This window comes from Ornithinibacillus liuyingii, assembly GCF_055550225.1.
The window spans coordinates 93,175-114,863 of the sequence record NZ_JBPWOS010000014.1 but is presented as its reverse complement, the minus strand read 5'-3'; the positions used below and the strand labels follow the sequence as shown (position 1 = coordinate 114,863).

20 protein-coding genes and 1 pseudogene are annotated in these 21,689 nt (G+C 36.9%); 14 read left to right on the top strand and 7 right to left on the bottom strand.

Annotated features, from left to right (window positions below):
• Positions 1 to 588: 588 nt before the first annotated feature.
• Positions 589 to 1,818 (bottom strand): peptidase T, encoded by a 1,230-nt coding sequence (gene pepT / locus ACSKT4_RS17290; protein WP_186869599.1) that lies wholly within the window; start codon positions 1,816 to 1,818, stop codon positions 589 to 591.
• Positions 1,819 to 1,972: 154 nt separating this feature from the next.
• Between pepT and ACSKT4_RS17285 the strand changes: the two genes are divergently transcribed.
• Together ACSKT4_RS17285 and ACSKT4_RS17280 are read left to right on the top strand one after the other, a co-directional pair.
• Positions 1,973 to 2,824, top strand: coding sequence for a sulfurtransferase (locus tag ACSKT4_RS17285; protein WP_186869600.1), 852 nt, complete (start codon positions 1,973 to 1,975; stop codon positions 2,822 to 2,824).
• Complete coding sequence (locus ACSKT4_RS17280) at positions 2,808 to 3,380, top strand: DNA-3-methyladenine glycosylase I (RefSeq protein WP_186869708.1); 573 nt, start codon at positions 2,808 to 2,810, stop codon at positions 3,378 to 3,380. The genes ACSKT4_RS17285 and ACSKT4_RS17280 overlap by 17 nt, the downstream gene beginning before the upstream one ends.
• Positions 3,381 to 3,423: 43 nt before the next feature.
• Here the strand turns inward: ACSKT4_RS17280 and ACSKT4_RS17275 are convergent, their stop codons facing one another.
• A complete protein-coding gene (locus ACSKT4_RS17275; protein ID WP_186869601.1) occupies positions 3,424 to 5,205 on the bottom strand; it encodes a methyl-accepting chemotaxis protein in 1,782 nt (593 codons plus the stop codon).
• A gap of 310 nt (positions 5,206 to 5,515) precedes the next feature.
• Here ACSKT4_RS17275 and ACSKT4_RS17270 point away from each other — a divergent pair, with 310 nt between their 5' ends.
• Both ACSKT4_RS17270 and ACSKT4_RS17265 read left to right on the top strand, forming a co-directional pair.
• On the top strand, positions 5,516 to 6,025 hold the full coding sequence (locus ACSKT4_RS17270; RefSeq protein WP_186869602.1) for a GNAT family N-acetyltransferase: 510 nt from the start codon (positions 5,516 to 5,518) through the stop codon (positions 6,023 to 6,025).
• 96 nt (positions 6,026 to 6,121) lie between these two features.
• Positions 6,122 to 6,334 (top strand): hypothetical protein, encoded by a 213-nt coding sequence (locus tag ACSKT4_RS17265; RefSeq protein ID WP_186869603.1) that lies wholly within the window; start codon positions 6,122 to 6,124, stop codon positions 6,332 to 6,334.
• Between the two features lie 32 nt (positions 6,335 to 6,366).
• Here the strand turns inward: ACSKT4_RS17265 and ACSKT4_RS17260 are convergent, their stop codons facing one another.
• From ACSKT4_RS17260 to ACSKT4_RS17250, 3 genes are all read right to left on the bottom strand, one after another.
• Complete coding sequence (locus ACSKT4_RS17260; RefSeq protein WP_186869604.1) at positions 6,367 to 7,803, bottom strand: amidase; 1,437 nt, start codon at positions 7,801 to 7,803, stop codon at positions 6,367 to 6,369.
• Between the two features lie 40 nt (positions 7,804 to 7,843).
• Complete coding sequence (locus ACSKT4_RS17255) at positions 7,844 to 8,743, bottom strand: DUF899 family protein (protein ID WP_186869605.1); 900 nt, start codon at positions 8,741 to 8,743, stop codon at positions 7,844 to 7,846.
• A gap of 99 nt (positions 8,744 to 8,842) precedes the next feature.
• The gene (locus tag ACSKT4_RS17250; protein WP_186869606.1) at positions 8,843 to 9,628 is read right to left on the bottom strand and encodes a helix-turn-helix domain-containing protein; all 786 of its coding nucleotides are present in this window, start codon (positions 9,626 to 9,628) and stop codon (positions 8,843 to 8,845) included.
• Between the two features lie 147 nt (positions 9,629 to 9,775).
• Here ACSKT4_RS17250 and ACSKT4_RS17245 point away from each other — a divergent pair, with 147 nt between their 5' ends.
• Positions 9,776 to 10,600: an aldo/keto reductase gene (locus tag ACSKT4_RS17245; protein ID WP_186869607.1), complete on the top strand. Its 825-nt coding sequence runs from the start codon at positions 9,776 to 9,778 to the stop codon at positions 10,598 to 10,600.
• A 340-nt stretch (positions 10,601 to 10,940) separates the two neighbouring features.
• Complete coding sequence (rsgA, locus tag ACSKT4_RS17240; RefSeq protein ID WP_186869608.1) at positions 10,941 to 11,999, top strand: ribosome small subunit-dependent GTPase A; 1,059 nt, start codon at positions 10,941 to 10,943, stop codon at positions 11,997 to 11,999.
• A 49-nt stretch (positions 12,000 to 12,048) separates the two neighbouring features.
• Here rsgA and ACSKT4_RS17235 read toward each other — a convergent pair whose 3' ends face one another.
• Together ACSKT4_RS17235 and ACSKT4_RS17230 are read right to left on the bottom strand one after the other, a co-directional pair.
• Positions 12,049 to 12,672 (bottom strand): hypothetical protein, encoded by a 624-nt coding sequence (locus ACSKT4_RS17235; protein ID WP_186869609.1) that lies wholly within the window; start codon positions 12,670 to 12,672, stop codon positions 12,049 to 12,051.
• 102 nt (positions 12,673 to 12,774) lie between these two features.
• On the bottom strand, positions 12,775 to 13,314 hold the full coding sequence (locus tag ACSKT4_RS17230) for an HD domain-containing protein (protein WP_186869610.1): 540 nt from the start codon (positions 13,312 to 13,314) through the stop codon (positions 12,775 to 12,777).
• Positions 13,315 to 13,453: 139 nt separating this feature from the next.
• On the opposite strand from ACSKT4_RS17230, the gene fni reads away from it, so the two are divergent.
• The 8 genes and pseudogenes from fni (at position 13,454) to ACSKT4_RS17190 (ending at position 21,375) form a co-directional block, all read left to right on the top strand.
• The gene (gene fni / locus ACSKT4_RS17225) at positions 13,454 to 14,512 is read left to right on the top strand and encodes a type 2 isopentenyl-diphosphate Delta-isomerase (RefSeq protein ID WP_186869611.1); all 1,059 of its coding nucleotides are present in this window, start codon (positions 13,454 to 13,456) and stop codon (positions 14,510 to 14,512) included.
• A gap of 212 nt (positions 14,513 to 14,724) precedes the next feature.
• Positions 14,725 to 15,567 (top strand): annotated as a pseudogene (locus ACSKT4_RS17220) (MBL fold metallo-hydrolase).
• Positions 15,568 to 15,644: 77 nt separating this feature from the next.
• Entirely contained in the window at positions 15,645 to 16,364 is a 720-nt protein-coding gene (locus ACSKT4_RS17215; protein ID WP_186869613.1) for a DsbA family oxidoreductase, read from the top strand.
• A 193-nt stretch (positions 16,365 to 16,557) separates the two neighbouring features.
• Positions 16,558 to 17,511, top strand: a complete 954-nt coding sequence (locus ACSKT4_RS17210) for an ABC transporter permease (protein WP_186869614.1) — start codon at positions 16,558 to 16,560, stop codon at positions 17,509 to 17,511.
• The gene (locus tag ACSKT4_RS17205; protein ID WP_186869615.1) at positions 17,501 to 18,451 is read left to right on the top strand and encodes an iron chelate uptake ABC transporter family permease subunit; all 951 of its coding nucleotides are present in this window, start codon (positions 17,501 to 17,503) and stop codon (positions 18,449 to 18,451) included. Before ACSKT4_RS17210 ends, ACSKT4_RS17205 begins: the two co-directional genes overlap by 11 nt.
• Positions 18,445 to 19,200, top strand: coding sequence for an iron ABC transporter ATP-binding protein (locus ACSKT4_RS17200; RefSeq protein WP_186869616.1), 756 nt, complete (start codon positions 18,445 to 18,447; stop codon positions 19,198 to 19,200). Before ACSKT4_RS17205 ends, ACSKT4_RS17200 begins: the two co-directional genes overlap by 7 nt.
• A gap of 380 nt (positions 19,201 to 19,580) precedes the next feature.
• Complete coding sequence (locus tag ACSKT4_RS17195; RefSeq protein ID WP_186869617.1) at positions 19,581 to 20,522, top strand: siderophore ABC transporter substrate-binding protein; 942 nt, start codon at positions 19,581 to 19,583, stop codon at positions 20,520 to 20,522.
• 166 nt (positions 20,523 to 20,688) lie between these two features.
• Positions 20,689 to 21,375 (top strand): SurA N-terminal domain-containing protein, encoded by a 687-nt coding sequence (locus ACSKT4_RS17190; protein WP_465823693.1) that lies wholly within the window; start codon positions 20,689 to 20,691, stop codon positions 21,373 to 21,375.
• Positions 21,376 to 21,689: the final 314 nt, after the last annotated feature.

The window sequence follows — 21,689 nt, the reverse complement described above, 5'->3', positions numbered from 1 at the left end:
CTAATCCACAGCGTTGCTTTTAGTATAAATGACTATACTAAAAAAGCACTAGAGGTAGCGAACCTCTAGTACTTAATATACAAGGCTGGGACAAAACTATTTCTAACATAGGATAAACCAAACATGAAAGTTAGCATCAGACCAGCCCCGGAAATATACTTGCGTTGCTTCCAGTACAATGCGACATCTGCTCGAGAGAACCTCGCAGTGTCTTCTTTACACTTTATCACAGCATAAGTGCGACATCTGCTCGAAAAGACCTCGCAGTGTCTTCTTTACACTTTATCACAGTATAAGTGCGACAGCTGCTCGAAAAGACCTCGCAGTGTCTTCTTTACCGTCGGGTTGCTGGTGAGCCTCCTCAGAGCTAATGCTCCCCTGGGGTCTCACCGATGCCTTTCCTCCCACAGGAGTCTCCGTATATTTCCGGGGCTAATGTGGTGATTGTTCGTTTTTTATTACCTTTGTTTTCGTTTTGTCCCAGCCTCATCTCCTAGGCTAGGATTCCTAGAGCTTCGAGTAATGCAAAAGAAGCAGCTATCAAGAGAAAATCTACTTCTTGATAGCTGCTTTTGGTATAAATACAAGTTATTTGGATTCAAATAGTCTACAAATTTCTACAATTACATTCGTAGCTTTTTCCATGTTATCTACAGAAATATATTCGAATTTTCCATGGAAGTTCTCGCCACCAGTGAAAATGTTTGGTGTTGGTAATCCCATGTAGGACAGTTGGGAACCATCTGTTCCACCACGTACTGGTTCGATGACAGGCTCAATATCCAAATTTCTCATAGCTTGTTTTGCTACGTCGACAATTTCCATAACAGGCTCAATCTTTTCACGCATGTTGTAATATTGATCCTTCATATCAAGTACAACATTATCTTCCCCGTATTTTGCTTTCATTTCTTCTACGAATTTCGTCATGGTTGCTTTTTTATTTTCAAAGCTGTCGCGGTCAAAGTCACGAATGATGTAATAAACACGTGTTTTTTCAACGTCACCAGTAATGGAGATTAAATGATAGAAGCCTTCGTACCCTTCCGTTTGCTCTGGTGATTCTTGTTCCGGAAACTTACTTACAAATTCCGCTGCCATTTTACCAGCGTTGATCATTTTATTCTTTGCTGTCCCAGGATGTACACTGTTTCCCTTGAAGGTCACTTTTGCGGCAGCAGCGTTAAAGCTTTCATATTGAAGCTCACCAAGTGGTCCACCATCGATTGTATAGGCAAAGTCAGCGTTAAAGGCTTGGACATCAAATTTATGAGGGCCACGACCAATTTCTTCGTCCGGTGTGAAGGCAACACGGATTTTGCCATGTTTAATTTCTGGATGCTTGATCAGATAGTCCATTGCTGTCATAATTTCAGCGATACCTGCTTTGTTATCAGCACCTAGTAAGGTTGTACCATCTGTTGTGATTAGTGTATGTCCTTTATAGCTAGGTAGTTCAGGGAATTCTTTTTCGGATAACACAACATTTCGTTCGCTGTTCAGTACAATGTCATTGCCGTCAAAGTTTTCAATGAGTTGTGGATTAACATGTTTACCAGTAAAATCAGTTGCTGTATCCAAATGGGCAAGGAAGCCTATAGTTGGTACTTCCTTATCCGTGTTCGAAGGAAGTGTTGCGAATACATAACCATTCTCATCAATGGTCACTTCCTGCATTCCGATTTCGTTTAGCTCGTTAACAAGTAAGTTGGCTAATTCTAATTGTCCTGGTGTGGATGGTGTTGTTTCACTATCTTCATTGGATTGTGTATCAATCTTTACATATGTAGTAAATCGTTTAATGATATCTTCCTTCATTCTCAGTCTCTCCTTATTGTGAATAGTAGATTAAATATGAAATAATTATACCGTAACTCGAAATAATTAGGAAATTTAAAAAGTTGTACTAGAAAGGAAAATAATAAGATTGTGGCGAATGATATAGTATGGAGAATAATAAGGAGGACAATTCATGACCTATATTATGAAAGTGGAAGAACTAATACATAAATTAACAGCTAATCTTGAGGATATAGTTTTGGTCGATGCACGTTTTCAATTAGGGGATCCAACAGCAGGAAGAAAGGCTTATGAGGAGTCACATGTACCAGGGGCCGTATATTTTGATTTAGAACGGGACCTTTCTAGTGAGGCCGGTGAACATGGTGGGAACCATCCACTTCCTGATATAACCACACTAGCAGATAAATTAGGAAAGAATGGTATTGATCAAGATACGACTGTCGTAGTGTATGATAAAGGAAATGATATGTTTGCACCGCGATTTTGGTGGCTCTTACATTACCTTGGTCATCAAGATGTTTATGTATTGGATGGAGGATTTGAAGCTTGGGTTCAAGCTGGACAACCTGTCACTGCTGATATCCCTGTAAAGAAACAGAAAATATTTATTCCTAATGTTCGACCAGATCAGGTAGTAGATATAGCCTTTGTAAGAGGGATAAAAGATAATAAACAGGCTGTCCTTATCGATTCTAGAAGTGAGGACCGCTATCTAGGAAAAACAGAACCATTATATCAAAAGGCCGGACATATTCCAGGTGCGAAGAATTATTTTTGGATGGATGTTTTAGATGAAAATGGTAACTGGAAGAATAGGCAATCGTTAGAAAAGCAATTCGCTAAGTTAGATAAGAATAAAGAAATTATCGTTTCCTGTGGCTCAGGGGTGTCAGCGACTCCAAATATTATGGCGCTTAAAATGGCGGGTTTTAAACATGTAAAGCTTTATCCTGGTAGTTATAGTGATTGGATTTCTTATGAGGAACATAATATTGAAACAAAGGATGAAACAGATGAGTAAAAGGCGATGTGCATGGGCACCCGAGAACGATGAATTATATCGCGATTATCACGATTATGAATGGGGAAGACCTGTACATGATGATCAAAAGCTATTTGAAATGCTTACGTTAGAAGGGGCACAGGCTGGTCTAAGTTGGATTACGATTCTACGCAGACGGGAGAATTACCGACAGGCATTTGATCAATTTAATCCAACGGTTATTGCTGCTTATGATGAAGCAAAAATCCAGTCATTACGAGAAAATGAAGGGATTATTCGACATGAAGGGAAGATCCGTTCCGTCATTTCAAATGCTAAGGCTTTTCTTGCTATACAGAAGGAATTCGGTAGCTTTGATTCTTATATTTGGAGCTTCGTTGGAGGAGAACCATTGAAAAACAGATGGGAGAGCTCGAACCAAGTACCTGCGGAGACGAGGGAGTCTCAAGCGATGAGTAAGGATTTAAAGCGTAGAGGATTTAAGTTTGTTGGACCTACAATTTGTTATGCCTATATGCAAGCAACAGGCATGGTTCATGATCATACAGTGGATTGTTATTTGTATGAAGGATAAAAGGAAAAGCTACTTTCTCTTTATTGGAAAGTAGCTTTTCCTTTTATAGTTTAAACACTTTTAGTTCATTATTTAATTGTTCAGCAATTTTTTCTAATTCTTCTGCGCTATGGGAAACTTCCTCCATGGAAGTTGATGTTTGTTGTGCAGATGCTGCTGCTTGTTCCACACCGGCTGCAGATTCCTCCGATACTGCCGCGATTTCCTCAATTAAATTATTCATATCACTACTATTATTAGCAATTTCTCGTAGGTTTGCCGAGATATCCGTGATTTTGTTAACCATATCTGTCACCGAGTTATGAATCGTTGTAAAGTTATTTCCTGTTTCTTCAATTTGAGCAGTACCTTCTTTTACCTCGGTATAGCCACTGTTTAATGAGGTAACAACATGTGCTGTTTCACTTTGGATTTTGCTTACGATAGTAGTAATTTCCCCTACGGAACTAGCAACCTGCTCTGACAGCTTTCTAACTTCTTCTGCAACAACGGCAAAACCTTTACCATGTTCTCCAGCTCTTGCAGCCTCAATTGCTGCGTTAAGGGAAAGAAGGTTTGTTTGATCAGCAATATCTTTAATTACCGATACTAGTTTTGAAATGGCTGTTGATTGCTGATCAAGACCTCTAACCTTTTCTACTGCTTCAGATACAATGGAATCAATTTGCTTCATTTGAACAACAGATGACTTCATTAATTCTTGTCCTTCGTTCGTTAAGACAAGAACATCTTGAGATGTACCGGAAATTTGCTGACCGTTCTGTTCTGATACTCGTACCTTTTGAACGAAATCATTCATCTGTTCAGCAAGGTTTGATGCGCTATTTGCTTGATTCTCAGATCCAGAAGATAACTCTTCCATCGTGGAAGCAATTTGTTCATTACCTTCTTTCACTTCATCCGCTGATTGGGATAATTCTTCACTTCTAGTCGAAAGAGTATTGGCAGCTGATGCAACTTTATAAAGTATCCCTTGAATATTATCCTTCATTTGGTTAACGGCAGTAGCAAGCTGTCCAATTTCATCTTTTCCTTTATAATCAACTGATTTAGCTTGTAGGTTACCATTTGCTACTTCTGTTGTCAGGTCAACCACTTTTTGTAAGTTGGTAGCGATTCGTTTACTTACTAGTACTAACAGAACAACACCAAGAATAATTGCTATTATGTTTGCTATGATTAAGGTGTTGGTACTAGCTTTAATTCCACCTTTAGAACTTGTTACCACTTCTTGTTGGTCAGCGATGACAGTTTCCATTAGTTGTTCGACAAGTTCTACCGTTTCGGAACGAAGCTCGGATGAACGTGTTCTAATCGACATCGCCATGTATTCTTGATTATTATTTATAGCGTCTGTAATATCCCCGTAGAACATTTCATTTATTTTCTTATCGTTATCGGAGATTTGTTGGAATAATTCTTTTTGTTCAGTTGTAACTAAGGAAGGTTCAATTTTTGCTTTTAACTCTTCAAACTGAGCTTCATATTCTTTAAAGGCGTCAGCAAATCGGCTTCTACCAGAAAGCAAATAATCCGCAATTTGAACATCCTTCACTTGAATCAATGCGGATAAGTCTGCCATATCATTGACACGAGCACTATACTCGTCGATTGCTTCCACATCGGCAGAACTCTTTTGGAGTTGTAGGTATATTAATGCACTTGAGAATAAGAAAAGAACCACTGTAGTTAAAAATACTAATAAATACTTACGACTAATGTTAACGTTTTGGAAGTTAAAAAGAGTTTTCTTATTAGTTTTTGGCTTATGTTGTTTTTTCTCTTTTTTTATTTTTGGTAGTTTTATCTTTTTATTTTTTTTCATATATATCCCCCAATTATAGATATGTTCCAATATAAAGAAGAAATTATATCGTATTGATATCTAGCCTATGGAATCCAAAGACTAATTTGTTAAGACTGATTTCTTCTCCTACTACTCCACTCGATTTATGTATGTAAAAACTGTGCGCCCTTTTCTTATATCATTATATCGGTTGTATTTTCTAATTCTAAAGTATTATTAGAAAATATTCGACAATTTTTCGCGTGTTGAATTCGATTAGCTTTTCTAGTAAAATAGCAGACTGTGTGTTCTTTACATGTTATGACAAAACAGGAGGTGGAGATGGATAATGAAATCTGCATTTTTACAAGAAGAAAAAGATAAGGAAGAACTGCAGGAAGAACTAGATAATTTGGAATTACAGTTATTTCGCATGCAACATAATATAAAAGAAATTGCTAAAAAGGCAGAAGTAATTAGCATAGACCAAACACCACAGGATGAATGGGTAGTTGTTTATGCTGACCGCGAACAGGATACATGGCAACTTATGCTACACAGCTGTAAGCGTCCTTACCGGGGAAGTTGGAACTCTGCACTTCAAGCGGAAATAAAGGATGACAGTACGATTCATATTGCTGCTATTAAAGGCGAGGAAAACAAAGGATATGGATCAGTGCTAATGGATCACTTAAAAGAAATGGCGAAGAAAGAAAATGTACAGTATATAACTGGTGATTTAGTGAAGCGAGATTTTGACCATGTCGACAGATTACAGCATTTCTATGAAAAGCATAATTTTGACGTAAAAATTGACCATGAAGAAGAATGTGGAGAAATTGTATGGAATGAAGAATAGATGTGAGACTACTTAGAATGGATAGTAGTCTTATTTTTTTACCATTAGAGAATGGTAAAAAGGTAACAGAGAGGAGCAGTCAGTGCTCATTTTCGGTTGAGCGAGGAGAAAAAGGTAACAGAGGAAGAGTGTCAGTGCCCAATTTCGATTGAGCGAGGAGAAAAGGTAACAGAGGGGTGTTCTCTATACCCCAAATGTATTGCTGGAAAGAAAAAGGTAACAGAAGAGGAACCTCTCTATTCCCAATACAAAACTAAACGAGGGGAGAAGATTGAGCCAGATAACGTAACTCTTTGGGGACAAGTATAAAAGCAACCCAATATAGGATTGCTTTTCATATTTTAATTCAACTGTGGTGATTTTCGATGATTCGTTGCTTGCTCATAGGCAAAGGCAAGTTCTATCAGTTCTGTCTCCGTATAGGCTTTGCTTGTAAAAGTAATACCAACTGGCTTGCCGGCATCGGTATAGCCGCATGGAACGGTGATGGATGGGTAGCCTGCCTTGGCCGCAATTCCTGATCCATCTTCATTTGCGAATATTAATGCATCCAAGCCGTGTTCGGTCAGCGCTTTATCAATGCCATCTGCTTGTGAAAGTCTAAGATCCTCTAAGCGATCTTTAATATATTCTGTTTCGATTAATCTTCCGGTTTTTTCCTCAGATTCAAGTAAAAGCTTTTGACCATATTTCAGTGCAGTCTCTGCATGTTTTTGGTTGTATTGGATAATATCCAGTAAATTATGCACTGGTAAACTCGGATTAACATTTTTCAAGTAGGCGTTCAGGCCGTTTTTAAATTCGTGAAGCATGACCGTTATAGGAGGGAAATTTGTTGGTAAGTCTACTTGGTCAATAACGGTTGCGCCAAGTGCCTGTATATCTTCTAGTGCCTTTTCCACTAATCGGAGTTCTTCCTCTGGCAGTCCTTCCAGATAAGCTCGAGATACACCGATCCGTTTAGCTTTTAATCCATCCTTATTTAAATAAGCGGTATAATCTTGAAGGCGATTTGGATTGGTTGCTGTTGCTGGGTCTTCTATATCGAAAGCTGTTAATGCTCCAAGTAGTAATGCAGCATCTGTGACTGTTCTTGTCATTGGGCCCGCAGTGTCTTGAGAACTGGATATTGGAATAATCCCTGTCCGACTAATTAATCCAACTGTCGGTTTGATTCCAACGATAGAATTACTGCTTGCTGGGCTTAGAATGGAGCCACTCGTTTCAGTTCCTATACCTAATGGAGCAAAGTTAGCCGCAATAGCAGCACCAGTACCAGCACTAGAGCCACCTGTATCAAATTCCCCTGGACCATATGGATTTAAAACCTGTCCCCCTCTTGAACTATATCCATTCGGCATCCCTACCGTCATGAAGTTTGCCCATTCGGTTAAATTCGTTTTACCCAGGATGATTGCCCCAGCTTTTCTTAATTGCTTCACGAGAAAAGCGTCCTCTTTTGCAAAATGGTCAGCTAAAGCAATCGAACCTGCAGTTGTGTGCATGTTGTCTGCGGTATCAATATTATCTTTAATTAAAACAGGGATACCGTGTAATAGGCCCCGGCTACCTCTTTCCCTTCGCTCCAAATCAAGTGCTTCTGCAATATACAGGGCATCAGGGTTTATCTCAATAATGGCGTTTAACTTAGGACCATCTTGATTGTACTTAGCAATTTGTTCTAAAAAAGCGAATGTAATTTCTTTAGCTGTTAAGCTGCCATTTTCCATTGCCTCTTGTAATTCTAATACAGTTGCTTCCGTAATAGGTTTTGTCATCGGTATCCTCCTATAGTCTCGCTAGTAGTTTTAAAAAAGATTACACTTGTTCGAAAATGTGAAAATGTAACCCATATGGATCGGTCATCAATAGGCTTTTCTCATTATAATTTTTAGTGATGGAACAGCCATTTGATACAAGAAGTTCTTTCGTTTTTTCGAAGTCTTTAACGGCTAACTCGAAAAAGACTTTATTTTCTTCATTCTCCTCCAGGTAAAAATTCCATCCACCAAAAGTTAGTTGTGTTTCGGAATTAGATGAGTAGACCTTTTCCATGCCCAAAACATTTGTATAAAACGCTATGGCTTCTGGTTGGCTATTTACTTGGATGGCGATATTATTCGTTAAATCAAAATTGGATCGTTTATTAATTTTCCTTTTTGGATGATACCCTTTTTGACCAGAAGGAAGTAGGTCGAATAGATACCATACAGAGCAAAACTCATCCCCAGGTCCAAACGGTGCATCAGCAATATGATAGATTCTTCCTTCTTCATCCTTTTGGAACGTAGAAACCCCTGGGTATTGATAGCCATCTTTAACAAAGCCTAAGTCTTCCTTAAAGGTCGTATCCTTTGTTGACACCATTGGAAATTGCCATTGACGCTCTGCAGCATAAGCATTCTGAATCTCTGGTGAATCAGGAGTAGCTACGACAAAGGCTGCTTTATCGATTATATGATGGTATATACCATTAAAGCCATCTGCCCACATGGTACAGTAAGAGCATGATTTCCCCATGTTTTGAATAACAATCAGTTCATCCTTCTCACCAAATAATTCTAGTAAGCTAACTTTTCGGTTTAAGGAATCAAGGAATTGATAGTCTTTCACTTCATGTCGAGGAACTGTTTTTCTTAGTTCCATTAATTTAATCTTTTTTTCATGAATTTCCTTTTCCAATGCTTTAATCTCTGATTGTAAGTCTAATGTTTCCATTATACATCTACTCCTTCTCTTTAAATTCTACAATTTCAATTTAATTACCAGTCTTCTATGACAAAGTAAAAGTGTTTCTACAACATTATCATGAAGTAATCATTTATTTTTCTCCTGGTTTGCTTTTGTTGTATCAAAGAGAAGTTTAGGCAAATTAATTAAAATGGGTGGATCATATGGAAGGGCTTCTCTTAAGGTGACCTCTGTAAAGGAAGTACGATGATGTTCTGTATCGACAGGTTTTTCTGCAATCCCTCTTAACGCATTGGACAATAAGAAATAGTTTAATGGATTTAAACTTTTGGCTATCGCTACAGCAAGGACATAATATTTTCCCTTTGGGACGTTTGAGAATGTACAGCTTGTCTGCTGATGGTTTATGGCGGTTCCGATAATGGGAGCTTGATCAGGTATTGGTTTAGAAAAAAGTCCAATAAAGATAAGCCCGTTAAAAGAAGGTGGTACTATGATTCTACATGTAACAGATGGTTCTAACGCTTCTAATGGTAGTAGATTAGTTGAGACGTCGTATTCGTTCATGAAGCGATGGAGTGGCTTTATATTTTTCTGAAACTGTTTTGGTGATAAACCAACATATTGTTTAAACTTAGAGCTAAAAGATCCAGCACTACGAAATCCAGCACCAAGTACAGCTTTGATGATGGAGTCAGAAGGATTTACTAGCGCTTCCTTTCCTGCTTCAATCCGTAGTGCAGAAAGATAATGACGAGGTGGAACACCTGTAACCTCTTTAAATACTCTGCTGAAATGGAATGGGCTATAACCGACATGATTTGCTAATTTTTCTGAGGTTATTTCCTCATCTAAATGATCATTCATATATTCGATTGCTTGTAGGATTATTCTCTTTTTCTCGTTCGTCATCCATTGTCACCTTACCATGAGATCTTTTCACTTTTAAATAAAAATTCGACATTATTTCATGAAATCCTTTTTTGAAATCAGGATATTTTTCTAGGAAAATTGGTTATGTTAAAATGGTATATATTTCTACATAAAGGAGCGATGAGTATGGATTATGTAACATTAAACAATGGTTTACAAATGCCGAAACTCGGATTTGGGGTTTGGAAGGTATCAGACGATGAAGCGGAAAAAGCTGTAAAAGAAGCTATTAAAGTCGGATATCGCTCTATTGATACAGCAATGATCTACCAAAATGAAGCAGGCGTAGGTCGAGCAATTGCTGAAGCAGGTGTTCCACGTGAGGAATTATTTATTACAACAAAAGTGTGGAACTCCGATCAAGGCTATGATAGTACAATAAAAGCATTTGAAGCTAGTCTAGAAAGATTAGGCCTTGATTATGTGGATTTATATTTGATTCACTGGCCAATGCCAAATGATGATTTATATGTGGAAACATATAAGGCATTAGAAAAGTTATACAAAGATGGTAAAGTGAAATCAATCGGTGTATGTAACTTCCATATTGAGCACTTGCAACGTCTCTTAGATGAGTGTGAAGTCGTTCCAGTTCTGAACCAAGTAGAATGCCATCCGTATTTACAGCAAGCAGAATTAAAGGCTTTCTGTAAGGAGCATGATATCTTCGTAGAGGCTTGGAGCCCACTAATGAATGGTAAAGAAGTGTTAGAAAATGAAGTAATTAAGGGAATTGCGGAAGCACATGGAAAAACACCAGCCCAAGTTATTCTTCGTTGGCACCTACAATATGATAATATCGTGATTCCGAAGTCTGTAACGCCTTCCCGAATTGAAGAAAACTTTAATGTGTTTGATTTTGAGTTAAGTGAAGCTGATATGAACAAAATTGCTGATTTAAATAAAGATTTTCGAAGCGGAGCAGATCCAGCTGAATTTCATGTAAAATAATTAAGAACGAGATGCAGGGAGACCATCCTTGCATCTCTATTTTTTTTCAGCAGAACGGACCATGTAATAGCCTCAGCTGTATACTAGTATAGTTTTCTCTTATGAAAGTAAGATAAAGTAGTTGGATTTTAAATTATAAGATTTTTAAAATAATAGTAACTATTTTATAGATAATGTAGTAAACTAAAAAAGAAATTACTTGGTTCATCCATTTTAAAAGGAGTGATGTTTTATGAGAGAAATGAAAATGCCTAAACGAAATCTTAGTAAAACTTTTAAATTGGAGGAACGGTCGGTGTAATGCTCGTATCCTCCGTCTATTTCAAGGAGGAATTTTATATTGCATAATCTAGAAACGCTAGGTTGGAAAAATGAATTTAATGTAGATCAAGAGAACGTGGCTCGTATACTTACCGTGCAGAAAAATAGCTTTCGAGCTTCTGACGGTGAACTAGACTATCAAGCCCATTTAAGTGGGAGATTTTTAAATGAATCAACAAGTCCATTAGATTTTCCTGCAGTTGGGGATTGGGTAGAGGTTCAAAAGTTATCAGAAGAGAGAAAAGCAGTAATCAAACGTGTCTTACCTAGAGCAAGTCAATTTGTTAGGCAAGCTGCCGGTGAACGAACAGACCCTCAGATTGTGGCAGCAAATATTGATATCGCTTTTATAGTAAATTCACTGAACCATGATTTGAATGTAAGAAGAATAGAACGTTATATTTTGCTAGCTTATGATAGTGGTGCAATGCCTATCGTGTTATTAACGAAGAAAGATCAGGCATCAGAAGATGAAATCGAAGAGGCTATTTCTTCTGTTAAAGAAGTGGCAATCGGAGTACCAATTCTTGCTATAAGCAGCCTAACAGGTGATGGTATAGAGGAATTGATGAACCATTTAACAACAGGAAAAACAGGTGCCTTATTAGGTTCTTCCGGTGTTGGAAAGTCTACGTTGATTAATGCTATCGTCGGATATGAGGTTCAAGAAACCAAAGGTATCCGTGAAGATGATAGTAAAGGTCGTCATACTACGACACACAGAGAAATGTTTATGCTGCCTAATGGTGCGATGTTAATTGATACTCCTGGTATGCGCGAGATTCAGCTTTGGGATGGGGAATCTGCAATGGAGACGACATTTCAGGATGTTGAAGTCTTAGAAAAAGAATGTCGCTTCTCCGATTGCGCACATAAAACAGAGCCAGGTTGCCGTATTCAAGAGGCTTTGGGAACGGGAGAACTTTCAGAAGAACGATATGCCAGTTATTTGAAGCTTCAGCGAGAAATTGCCTTTGAAAAACGAAAACAGAATCAAAAGGCGAAATTAGAAGAAAAGAGTAAATGGAAGAAAATTAGCAAACAGCAAAAAGACTCTTATAAATATAGAGCTCGGTAATCGTGATAAAGGGCGTTGGCTAAGTAGCCAACGCCCTTGTAATTTTTTCCTACAGAATAAGTAAAATTAATCGGTACACAACATAGAATCCAGTTAGGAAAAGTACAGCTGTTTTGATATCATGACGAGCAACATAAAGATATGAAATCATGAATACAGCTATATTTAAGAAAATAGTTGCTAAGGAACTAATCCATGAGTGAATGGTAATATTTAAGAGATCGAATGGTATGGATAGGAGCAAAAATATACTTGGTAAAACCAACCAGGCTCCTAATTTTTCAAAGAAAAAGTTCCAATCATATTTAAGCCCCTTTTTACTAGCGACATTTTGGTACACTAAAATTAAAAGGGCAAGAGCAATTGCATAAGATATAGTACGATGGAAGTAGTTAAAGTAATCACTAAATCCAAAATATCTTGCCACATCCAAGTATTCGAAAAAACTCAAGAAATTACTAAGAAAAATTAGAACAAGAAATGCAATAATCGTAATAAGTCCAAATTGATGTTTTCCCTTTGCTTCTTCGGTAAGAATGGAGTCAGGATCTTTTAATGTATTTAAGACATATTGAAAGTAATTATCGACTTGTCCCGACTTTGGTTTCTTTTTCTGTTCATTTACTACACTATCCGTTTTTACTTCATTTTCCATAATAAATTTAGCCTCCATAAATTGTTATATCTCCATAATACGAAACATTTAGTCGGAATTGGTCGGTTTATGGAAGAATGATTCTATATTACCATTACTTGGTAGGAAAAAAGTTGGATGTTATTGAAAAAAGCGGCGGACTAATTGCTCATATTCCTGGAAATAATGTGGGATTTCATGATTAGCTAGACCGTAACGCATATTTTGGACAATGGATTCGTTATACCATTTTTGCTCATCTATCCCTGCATTAAAGCTGTCCCACACTTTTAGTCCTTGTTCCATGAGGTCTTTTTCTAACCCTTGTAAATTATCTAGTTTATCAGCGACTATCAAATATTTAATCTCTTTATCAGCATGCTTTATCGTATCAATCGTATGCTGCTTACGTTCTTTCCATGACTTTGATTTATTCTCTGTATGAGCAGCCACGATTTCGGCTACCCTTTTACCAAAATGCTTTTCAATATCCTCTATTTCATAAATCGTGTCTTCTACAACATCGTGAAGGTAACCTGCACAAACTAATTCATCAGAGAAGCCTTCTTTTTCAAGTCTTTCTGCAACCCGAATCGGGTGAGTAATATAGTCGGCATTAGAATTTTTCCGTTTTTGTCCTGCATGGGCAAGTGTCGCGAATTCTCTCGCTTTCTCTTTCAATGAATATATCTCCTTTCAAGATCCCTTTTTCTTCATTATAAAGAATCAAAGGAGCATTTTACATCATCATCACTTTACTTTCATTCAAAGTAAGAAACAAGTAAACTGTAAATAGATAACGTGGATTGGAAGTGTGGATATGGCTGAACAAGGTATTAATAAACGCAAAACAGAACACATTCGATTATGTCTCACCGATCAAGTCGAAGGTGTTAATAAATCTACCGGATTAGAAGGAATTTCTTTTATACATAATGCTTTACCGGAAATTAACTTCTCTAATATAGAAATTAATACGTCCTTTTTACAAAAGGAAATAAGTGCACCGTTTCTTGTAAGCTCAATGACAGGTGGTTCGGAGCTAGCCACTGAAATAAATCAGAACTTAGCACTAGCAGCAGAACAAAGGGGATGGGCAATTGCACTTGGATCTACTAGGGCATTGTTAGAAAGTGATAAGCATCAGGAGTCCTTTTTAATACGAAAGCAAGCGCCAACTGTACCGTTGATAGCAAATCTTGGAGCAGTACAGCTTAACTATGGATATGGTGTAGAGCATGCCCAAAGGATTGTAGACATGACAGAAGCTGATGCGCTATATCTTCATTTAAATACACTACAAGAAGTGATACAAGATGAAGGGGATTTAAACTTTGAACATTTACTTCCAAAAATAGAAGCAGTATGTAAATCGCTAACAGTCCCTGTTGGTGTAAAGGAAGTAGGTTTTGGGATAGATGGCACCGTTGCTAAGAAATTGTATGATGCTGGGGTAGCATTCGTGGATGTCGCAGGTGCTGGAGGAACCTCCTGGAGTCAGGTAGAAAAGCTTCGTTCGAAAGACCCATTACGTAAGGCGGCAGCAGAGGCATTTAATAACTGGGGGATTCCGACGAAGGATTGTATCGTTTCTGTACGAAGTGAATTAGCTGAAGTCCCATTAGTTGCTAGTGGCGGAATGAAAACAGGGCTTGATGCTGCAAAAGCAATTACGATTGGTGCAGATATGATCGGATTTGCTAGATCTCTCCTACAAGCGGCAACGGATTCAGTTGAAGCAGTTGTTAAAGTAATGGAACAAATAGAATTTGAACTAAAGATTACGATGTTCGGAATCGGAGTTAAGAACCTAAATGCGCTTAAGAACACGAACCGAGTTACAATTATGGGTAAATCTTTACTGGAAGAGCAAGACTGAGCGATTATGATCGTTTAGTCTTGTTTTTTTATATGTTGAAAGGGAAGGTTGACATATTCTTTGGGATTTCTTGATGTTCTTTCAGGATTTGACAGGTTAACTTCAGGACTTCACTACTCATTTTCAGGAATTTCCCCTTTTCCATCAATTTCCTATATAGTTCTAGCTCTCGAACAAATACTAATCTTAAACTAGATAAAAGGAGCTTTTGAATGGATAAGGATATTTTTGAAAGCAGTGACTCTAAGTATATTCCGATGACATCGCTACAGAGTAGGATTGGTCATGAGATGGCGACAGATGTTTATTATTATACCAACCAAATTGTAAACATTATTTTCCTTGGCAATCCCGGCGATAGGAAATGGTATTTAATTGATGCTGGAATGCCTAAATCCGCACCGGAAATTATCAATTAAGCAGCAGAGCGGTTTGGTGAGGGTAGTCAACCGGAAGCCATAATTTTAACCCATGGCCATTTTGACCATGTAGGAGGGTTAGTGGATTTATTAGATGGCTGGAATGTTCCTGTATATGCACATGAAGCGGAATTTCCGTATTTGACTGGGGAGCTAAGCTATCCAGAACCGGATTCTACAGTAGAAGGTGGAATGCTTGCTAAACTATCTGCCATATACCCGAATGAACCAATCAATATTAAACCCTACTTGAAACCATTACCAAAAGACGGTCAGCTACCTGGACTAGAGGAATGGAAATGGATTCACACTCCTGGACATAGCCCTGGTCATGTATCACTCTTTCGTGAACGAGATGGCCTGTTAATTTCTGGTGATGCATTTGTTAGTGTTAGACAGGATTCCTTTTATAAGGTACTTACCCAAAAGCCAGAGGTATGTGGACCACCTCGCTATTTAACAACGGATTGGCTGTCTGCTAAAACCTCAGTCGAAAGATTACAATCACTACACCCTAGAATGGTTATCCCTGGTCATGGTGTGTCTCTACAAGGAGATGAATTAACAGAGGGATTACATGAGCTCGTGAAGAATTTTGATCAGGTTGCTGTGCCGGATTATGGGAAATACATTTAAGTACGATAAGCACAACATTACGATGTAAAATAATGTTGTGCTAAAATACTGGTAAGTGGAAAGAGGTGCGGTAATAAATGAAGATAGAAATTTGGTCAGATTTTGTCTGTCCTTTTTGTTATATAGGAAAGCGAAGGCTGGAGTTAGCTTTACATGAGTTTGAATACCGTGAGAATGTGCAAATAGTATTTAGAAGCTACGAGTTGTATCCGGATGCGGATGCTAAGACAGAGTTAAGTATTCATGAATTTCTAGCAGCGAAGAAAGGGATGCCTATAGAACAAGCTAAGCAATTAAATGAAAATGTAGATAAACAAGCAGCGTCTGTTGGCTTAACCTATAATTTTGAAACGATGCAACATGCGAACACATTTGATGCCCATCGACTGGCTAAGTATGCGGACACGAAGCATTTAGGTACAGAAATAACCGAAAAACTATTGCATGCGTATTTTACTGATGGTGAATTAATTAGTGATTATTCTACATTGAAAAGGCTCGCAACCGAAGTTGGATTGGATCTGGAAGAGGTCGAGGAGTTGCTATTAACCAATCGCTATGCAAAACGTGTACGCGATGATGAAGAACTTGCAGAGAAAATTGGGGTTAGTGGAGTACCATTCTTTGTTTTTAATGAAAAATATGCTATTTCTGGTGCCCAACCTAAAGAGGTGTTTCAAGAAGTATTAGAAAAAGTATGGGAAGAAGAAAGTAAACAACCGACCTTACAAAACATCAACCCAAAAGAGTCTAAGACTTCTTATTGCACAGGCGAGGGTTGTGAAGTAGAAGACTAATATTTGTTTTATAGCTTGCTAAAGAACTAGCAGGCTTTTTTTCTATATAATGTTGAAAAATGTAGCTCTATTTTTATTGACGGATTATCCATATGTGCTATACTCGACATAGAGGTTTTTAATTGATAATGAATCTCATTCTTATTTAGAATTAATTAAATATAATAATGATTATTATTAAAGGATTTTTCATATGAAATTACGTTACTTGGTTATCGTGCTTATTGTTTTGTCTATTGTATCGGTTTTCATCGGAGTTTCCGATGTTACACCACTAGACTTGTTTAGTCTGACAGAAGATCAGGCTCAAATTCTATTAGTTAGTAGACTGCCAAGGTTAGTAAGTATCTTAATTGCGGGTATGAGTATGAGTGTTGCAGGGCTTATTATGCAACAGCTTAGTAGAAACAAGTTTGTTTCTCCAACTACTGCAGGTACATTGGATTCTGCTAGATTAGGTGTTCTAGTTTCATTATTAGTATTCACTGCGGCTAGTCCACTACAAAGAATTCTAGTATCCTTTGCTTTTGCATTAATTGGCACATTCATCTTCATGAAGCTACTAGACCGAATCAAATTTAAGGATGCTATTTTTATTCCGTTAGTTGGGTTAATGTTTGGGAATATTATCAGCTCCATGGCTACGTTTCTTGCGTATAAGAATGATTTGATACAAAACATGTCTTCTTGGATGCAAGGCGATTTTTCCATGATTATGAGTGGGAATTATGAGGCTATTTATATTAGTATTCCGATTTTAGTGTTAGCGTTCCTTTACGCAAATAAATTCACTATAGCCGGTATGGGTGAGGATTTCTCAAAGAATCTAGGGCTTAATTATCGGCAAGTAGTCAATATTGGATTGGTTGTTGTGGCACTTGTAACAGCATCTGTCGTACTAACCGTTGGTGTGATACCATTTCTAGGATTAATTATTCCGAATATCGTGGCGATCTATCAAGGTGATCATTTAAAGAAAACACTACTACACACGGCATTTCTTGGTGCCATCTTTGTACTGATCTGTGACATTGTTGGTCGAACGATTATTTATCCATATGAAATTCCAATTAGCCTAACGGTTGGTGTAATAGGTAGTGCGATATTTATCTACCTATTATTAAGGAGAAAGAAATATGGCCTATAAGAAAAAAACAATCATTCTCGCTATCGTAGCAATCGCATTAACCGTATTGTATGTTCTCTATGATTTAAAAGGCAATGTAGGTTACATATTGCCAAGAAGAATTATAAAAGTCCTAGCAATCGTGTTAACGGGTGGAGCTATTGCGTTTGCCACAACGGTATTTATGACGATTACAAACAACCGAATACTCACACCAAGCGTACTAGGATTAGATTCATTATATATGCTAATCCAAACCTTTATTATTTTTGTCTTTGGATCTAATTCTCTTATTATGATGAACAGCAGTATTAACTACCTAGTTTCTATTGCAGCAATGATTGTATTCTCATTATTACTTTACCAGTTCCTTTTTAAGGGAGAGAAAAATAATATATACTTTCTCCTACTAATTGGAATGATTTTGGGGACGTTCTTTAATAGCTTTACATCATTCTTTGAGGTTTTGATTGATCCAAATGAATTTATGGTAGCCCAGGATAGAGGATTTGCAAGTATTAATAACGTTAACAAAGATTTAGTTTACCTCTCTATTGGAATCATTGTTCTCGTATTACTGTACTTTATAAGGTTCTATAAATATTTAGATGTTATAGCGCTTGGAAAAGATGATGCGGTTAATTTAGGGGTAAGCTATGATTATGTCATTAAACGGCTTCTAATCATTGTTTCCATTCTAACAGCCGTTGCAACTGCATTAATTGGCCCGATAACATTCTTAGGACTATTAGTAGTCAATATAACATATGAATTCTTGAAGACATACCGTCATTTATATATTTTACTAGCGTCTGTATTCATTAGTATTATTGCACTTGTTGGAGGGCAATTTATTGTCGAAAAGATATTTACCTTCCAAACAACTATTAGTGTCATTATTAACTTTATTGGTGGCGCGTACTTTCTATATCTTTTGTTAAAGGAGAATCGATCATGGTAGAGGTTAAAAATCTGTTGAAGACATACAACCGTAAAAAGGTCGTCGATGATGTTACCCTGAAAATTGAAAAGGGTACGATGACATCGTTTATCGGCCCTAACGGTGCTGGTAAAAGTACCTTGATTTCGATAATTACTCGATTGATAGCAAAAGATTCCGGAAACATTCAAATCGATGGTCAAGATGTTTTAAAAACAGATAGTAATGAGCTGGCAAAGAAAATATCTGTATTAAAGCAATCGAACAGCATTAATCTGAAGTTAACGGTTCGCGAATTAGTTTCTTTTGGTAGATTTCCGTATTCAAAAGGAAAACTAACGAAGGAAGATGAAGAGAAAATTGACGAAGCTCTTAACTATATGGAGCTTATGGAATTAGAAAATAAATATTTAGATGAACTTAGTGGTGGTCAAAGACAGCGAGCTCATATTGCTATGGTTATTGCTCAGGATACAGAATATATCTTCCTGGATGAACCACTGAATAATCTAGATATGCGCCATTCAACACAAATCATGAAGATTTTAAGAAGGTTAGTTGATGAATTAGGAAAAACGATTCTAATTGTAATTCATGATATCAACTTCGCATCCTGCTATTCAGACAATATTGTCGCACTTAAGGATGGGAAGATTGTGAAACAGGGACGTGCGTGTGATGTTATTGACGCATGTGTTCTGAAGGAACTATATGACATGGATATTGAAATCCAAGAAGTTGGCGATAAGCGAATCTGTGTCTATTACTAATTGGTTAAGATCTAATGTTGTGTGAAAAGAATAGAGAGAATCTTTTTACGCCAAATAAAAAAGCCCTTCATAATGGAAGGGTAACATTTATCACCAAACCACTATAAAGGGAACTCACAAATTCATCATACCTTATATTTTTTGGTTGGTAAATGATTATGCCCGGATTTCGTGTTTCATTCCAATGATTCTATTTTGGGAAATTGTAGAGCGCTCCAATTTCCGCTAGTGGCTCATCTGCCAATTATTGGAAGACACGTATTACATAATGAAGCGGTAAAAAAATAGAAACAGTATCTTTTTGGGGGACATAATTCTTCCCTATTCTAAGTAATACAACATTAGCTTAATAAATATAAACATAAAAGGAGAAATACCTTATGAAGAAAATTTTAATACTATTTAGTATTAGTATATTGTTTACCGTATTAGCAGCATGTGGTGATTCAGAGGATACAGGATCGAAGCAATCTGCTGAAGCAGAAAAGATTAGTATTAAGCATGAGCTGGATACAACGGATGTACCAGTAAATCCGGAGAAAGTAGTAGTATTTGACTTTGGTACTTTAGATAGCTTAGACAAGCTAGGTATTAATGTGTTGGGAGTACCTCAAGGAGGATCTATTCCTGAATATCTATCGAAGTATGAGAGTAATGACTATGAAAATGTTGGTTCTTTGAAAGAGCCAGACTTTGATAAGCTTGCAGAAATTGATCCAGACCTAATTATTATTTCTGGTCGTCAGGCAGAACTTTATGACCAATTATCGGAACTAGCACCAACTATTTATCTTGGTGTAGATACGACTCGTTACATGGATTCATTTAAAGAAAACCTCGATATAATCGGAAAAATATGGGATAAAGAAGACGAAGTACAAACGCAACTAGCAGCAATTGAAGATTCGATCGCAAGCTTACAAGAAAAAGCAAAAGCTAGCGATGTGAATGGTTTAATTATCTTGGCGAATGATGATAAGATTAGTGCCTATGGTGCTAATTCAAGATTTGGTTTAATTCATGATGTATTCGGTATTAAGCCAGTTGATGAAAACATTGAAGCTTCTACACATGGTATGAATGTATCCTTTGAATATGTAGTGGAGAAAGATCCGGATATGCTGTATGTTATTGACCGTAGTGCAGCAGTTGAAGGTAATAGTACAGCGAAACAACTTGTAGAAAATAAATTAGTTGAGAATACAAAAGCATACCAAAATGATAATATTGTTTATTTAAATCCTGATTTCTGGTACTTATCTGGAGGCGGATTGGTCTCAGTTGAGGAAATGGTGAACGAAATCAGTGATAGCTTAGAATAAGAGAAAAAAGCAATCCTAATAAAATTGGGATTGCTTTTTTCATGATCTATGTGTCCCTGTAATAGGCAATACTTCAAGATCTTTCGTATAAGAATGGTGCAGTTTCTTGCATTCATAGTCCAAATTATGTTTGAATAGAACTACTACTTAGGAAATGAGGTATAACATGAAAAAATTAATATTAAGCTTCATGATGATAGGTTTAATCGCTATATTAGCTGCGTGTGGTGATAAGGAAGAGAAAGCACAAGAGACCGTACAGCCTCAGGATATTACGATGGAAGAAGATGAAAAGGTAGCAGATGACGATGTAGTTATTAGCATTAATGATACAGAAGTATCAGGTGATCACTATAATACGATTTATTTACAAACAAAAATTCGTGCCTCTCAATTTGGACAAGATATAGAAGATAAAGAAAACATTAAGGAAATTACGCTTAATGAGATTATTGCCCAAGAGTTAATTAAGCAAGAAGCAGAAAGACTAGGAATAGAAGTTTCGGAGGAAAACGTACAAGAAGAGTTGGATACGTTAAAATCAGAAAATGAAGAGCAATTTGAGGCTTATTTAGAAACCTATAACTTAACAGAGGATTCCTTAAAAGAACAAATTCGTTTTTCACAAATTTTAAGTCAATTTATTGAGGAAGAAATTGAGATTGCTGAAGTAACAGAAGATGATATAAAAGAGACGTATGATCAATTAAAGAAAGATATGCAAAATATCATGGAGTTCGAGCAAGCAGAACCAATCATCGAACAGCAGCTAACGCAACAACGTGAAGCAGATGCTTTACAGGCTAAAGTAGAAGAATTAATGGATGATGCGAATATTGAGAAGCATATTTAAATACATGAAACAGCCTGCACATAATCTTGTATAAGTAAAAGAATATACGCAAGCAGTTTCAGGATCTTTGCCCAATGGACAGAATTGATCTGTCCATTTTTTATTTTTTGAAGTCAAATAGGCATTAACCTTAAGTTATTATTGTAAGGAAAAGTAGACTTTATTTGTTACTTTTTTAATTTAAGATTCATCTTACAAATAAAATACGTCATATAAATAATGTTCTTAGTTTCTGGGAGATTTTAGTTTGTAAAAAAAGCGACCCAAAGGCCATATAACTAGGGGCCTTGGGTCAGCTTATTTATTTCGACTTT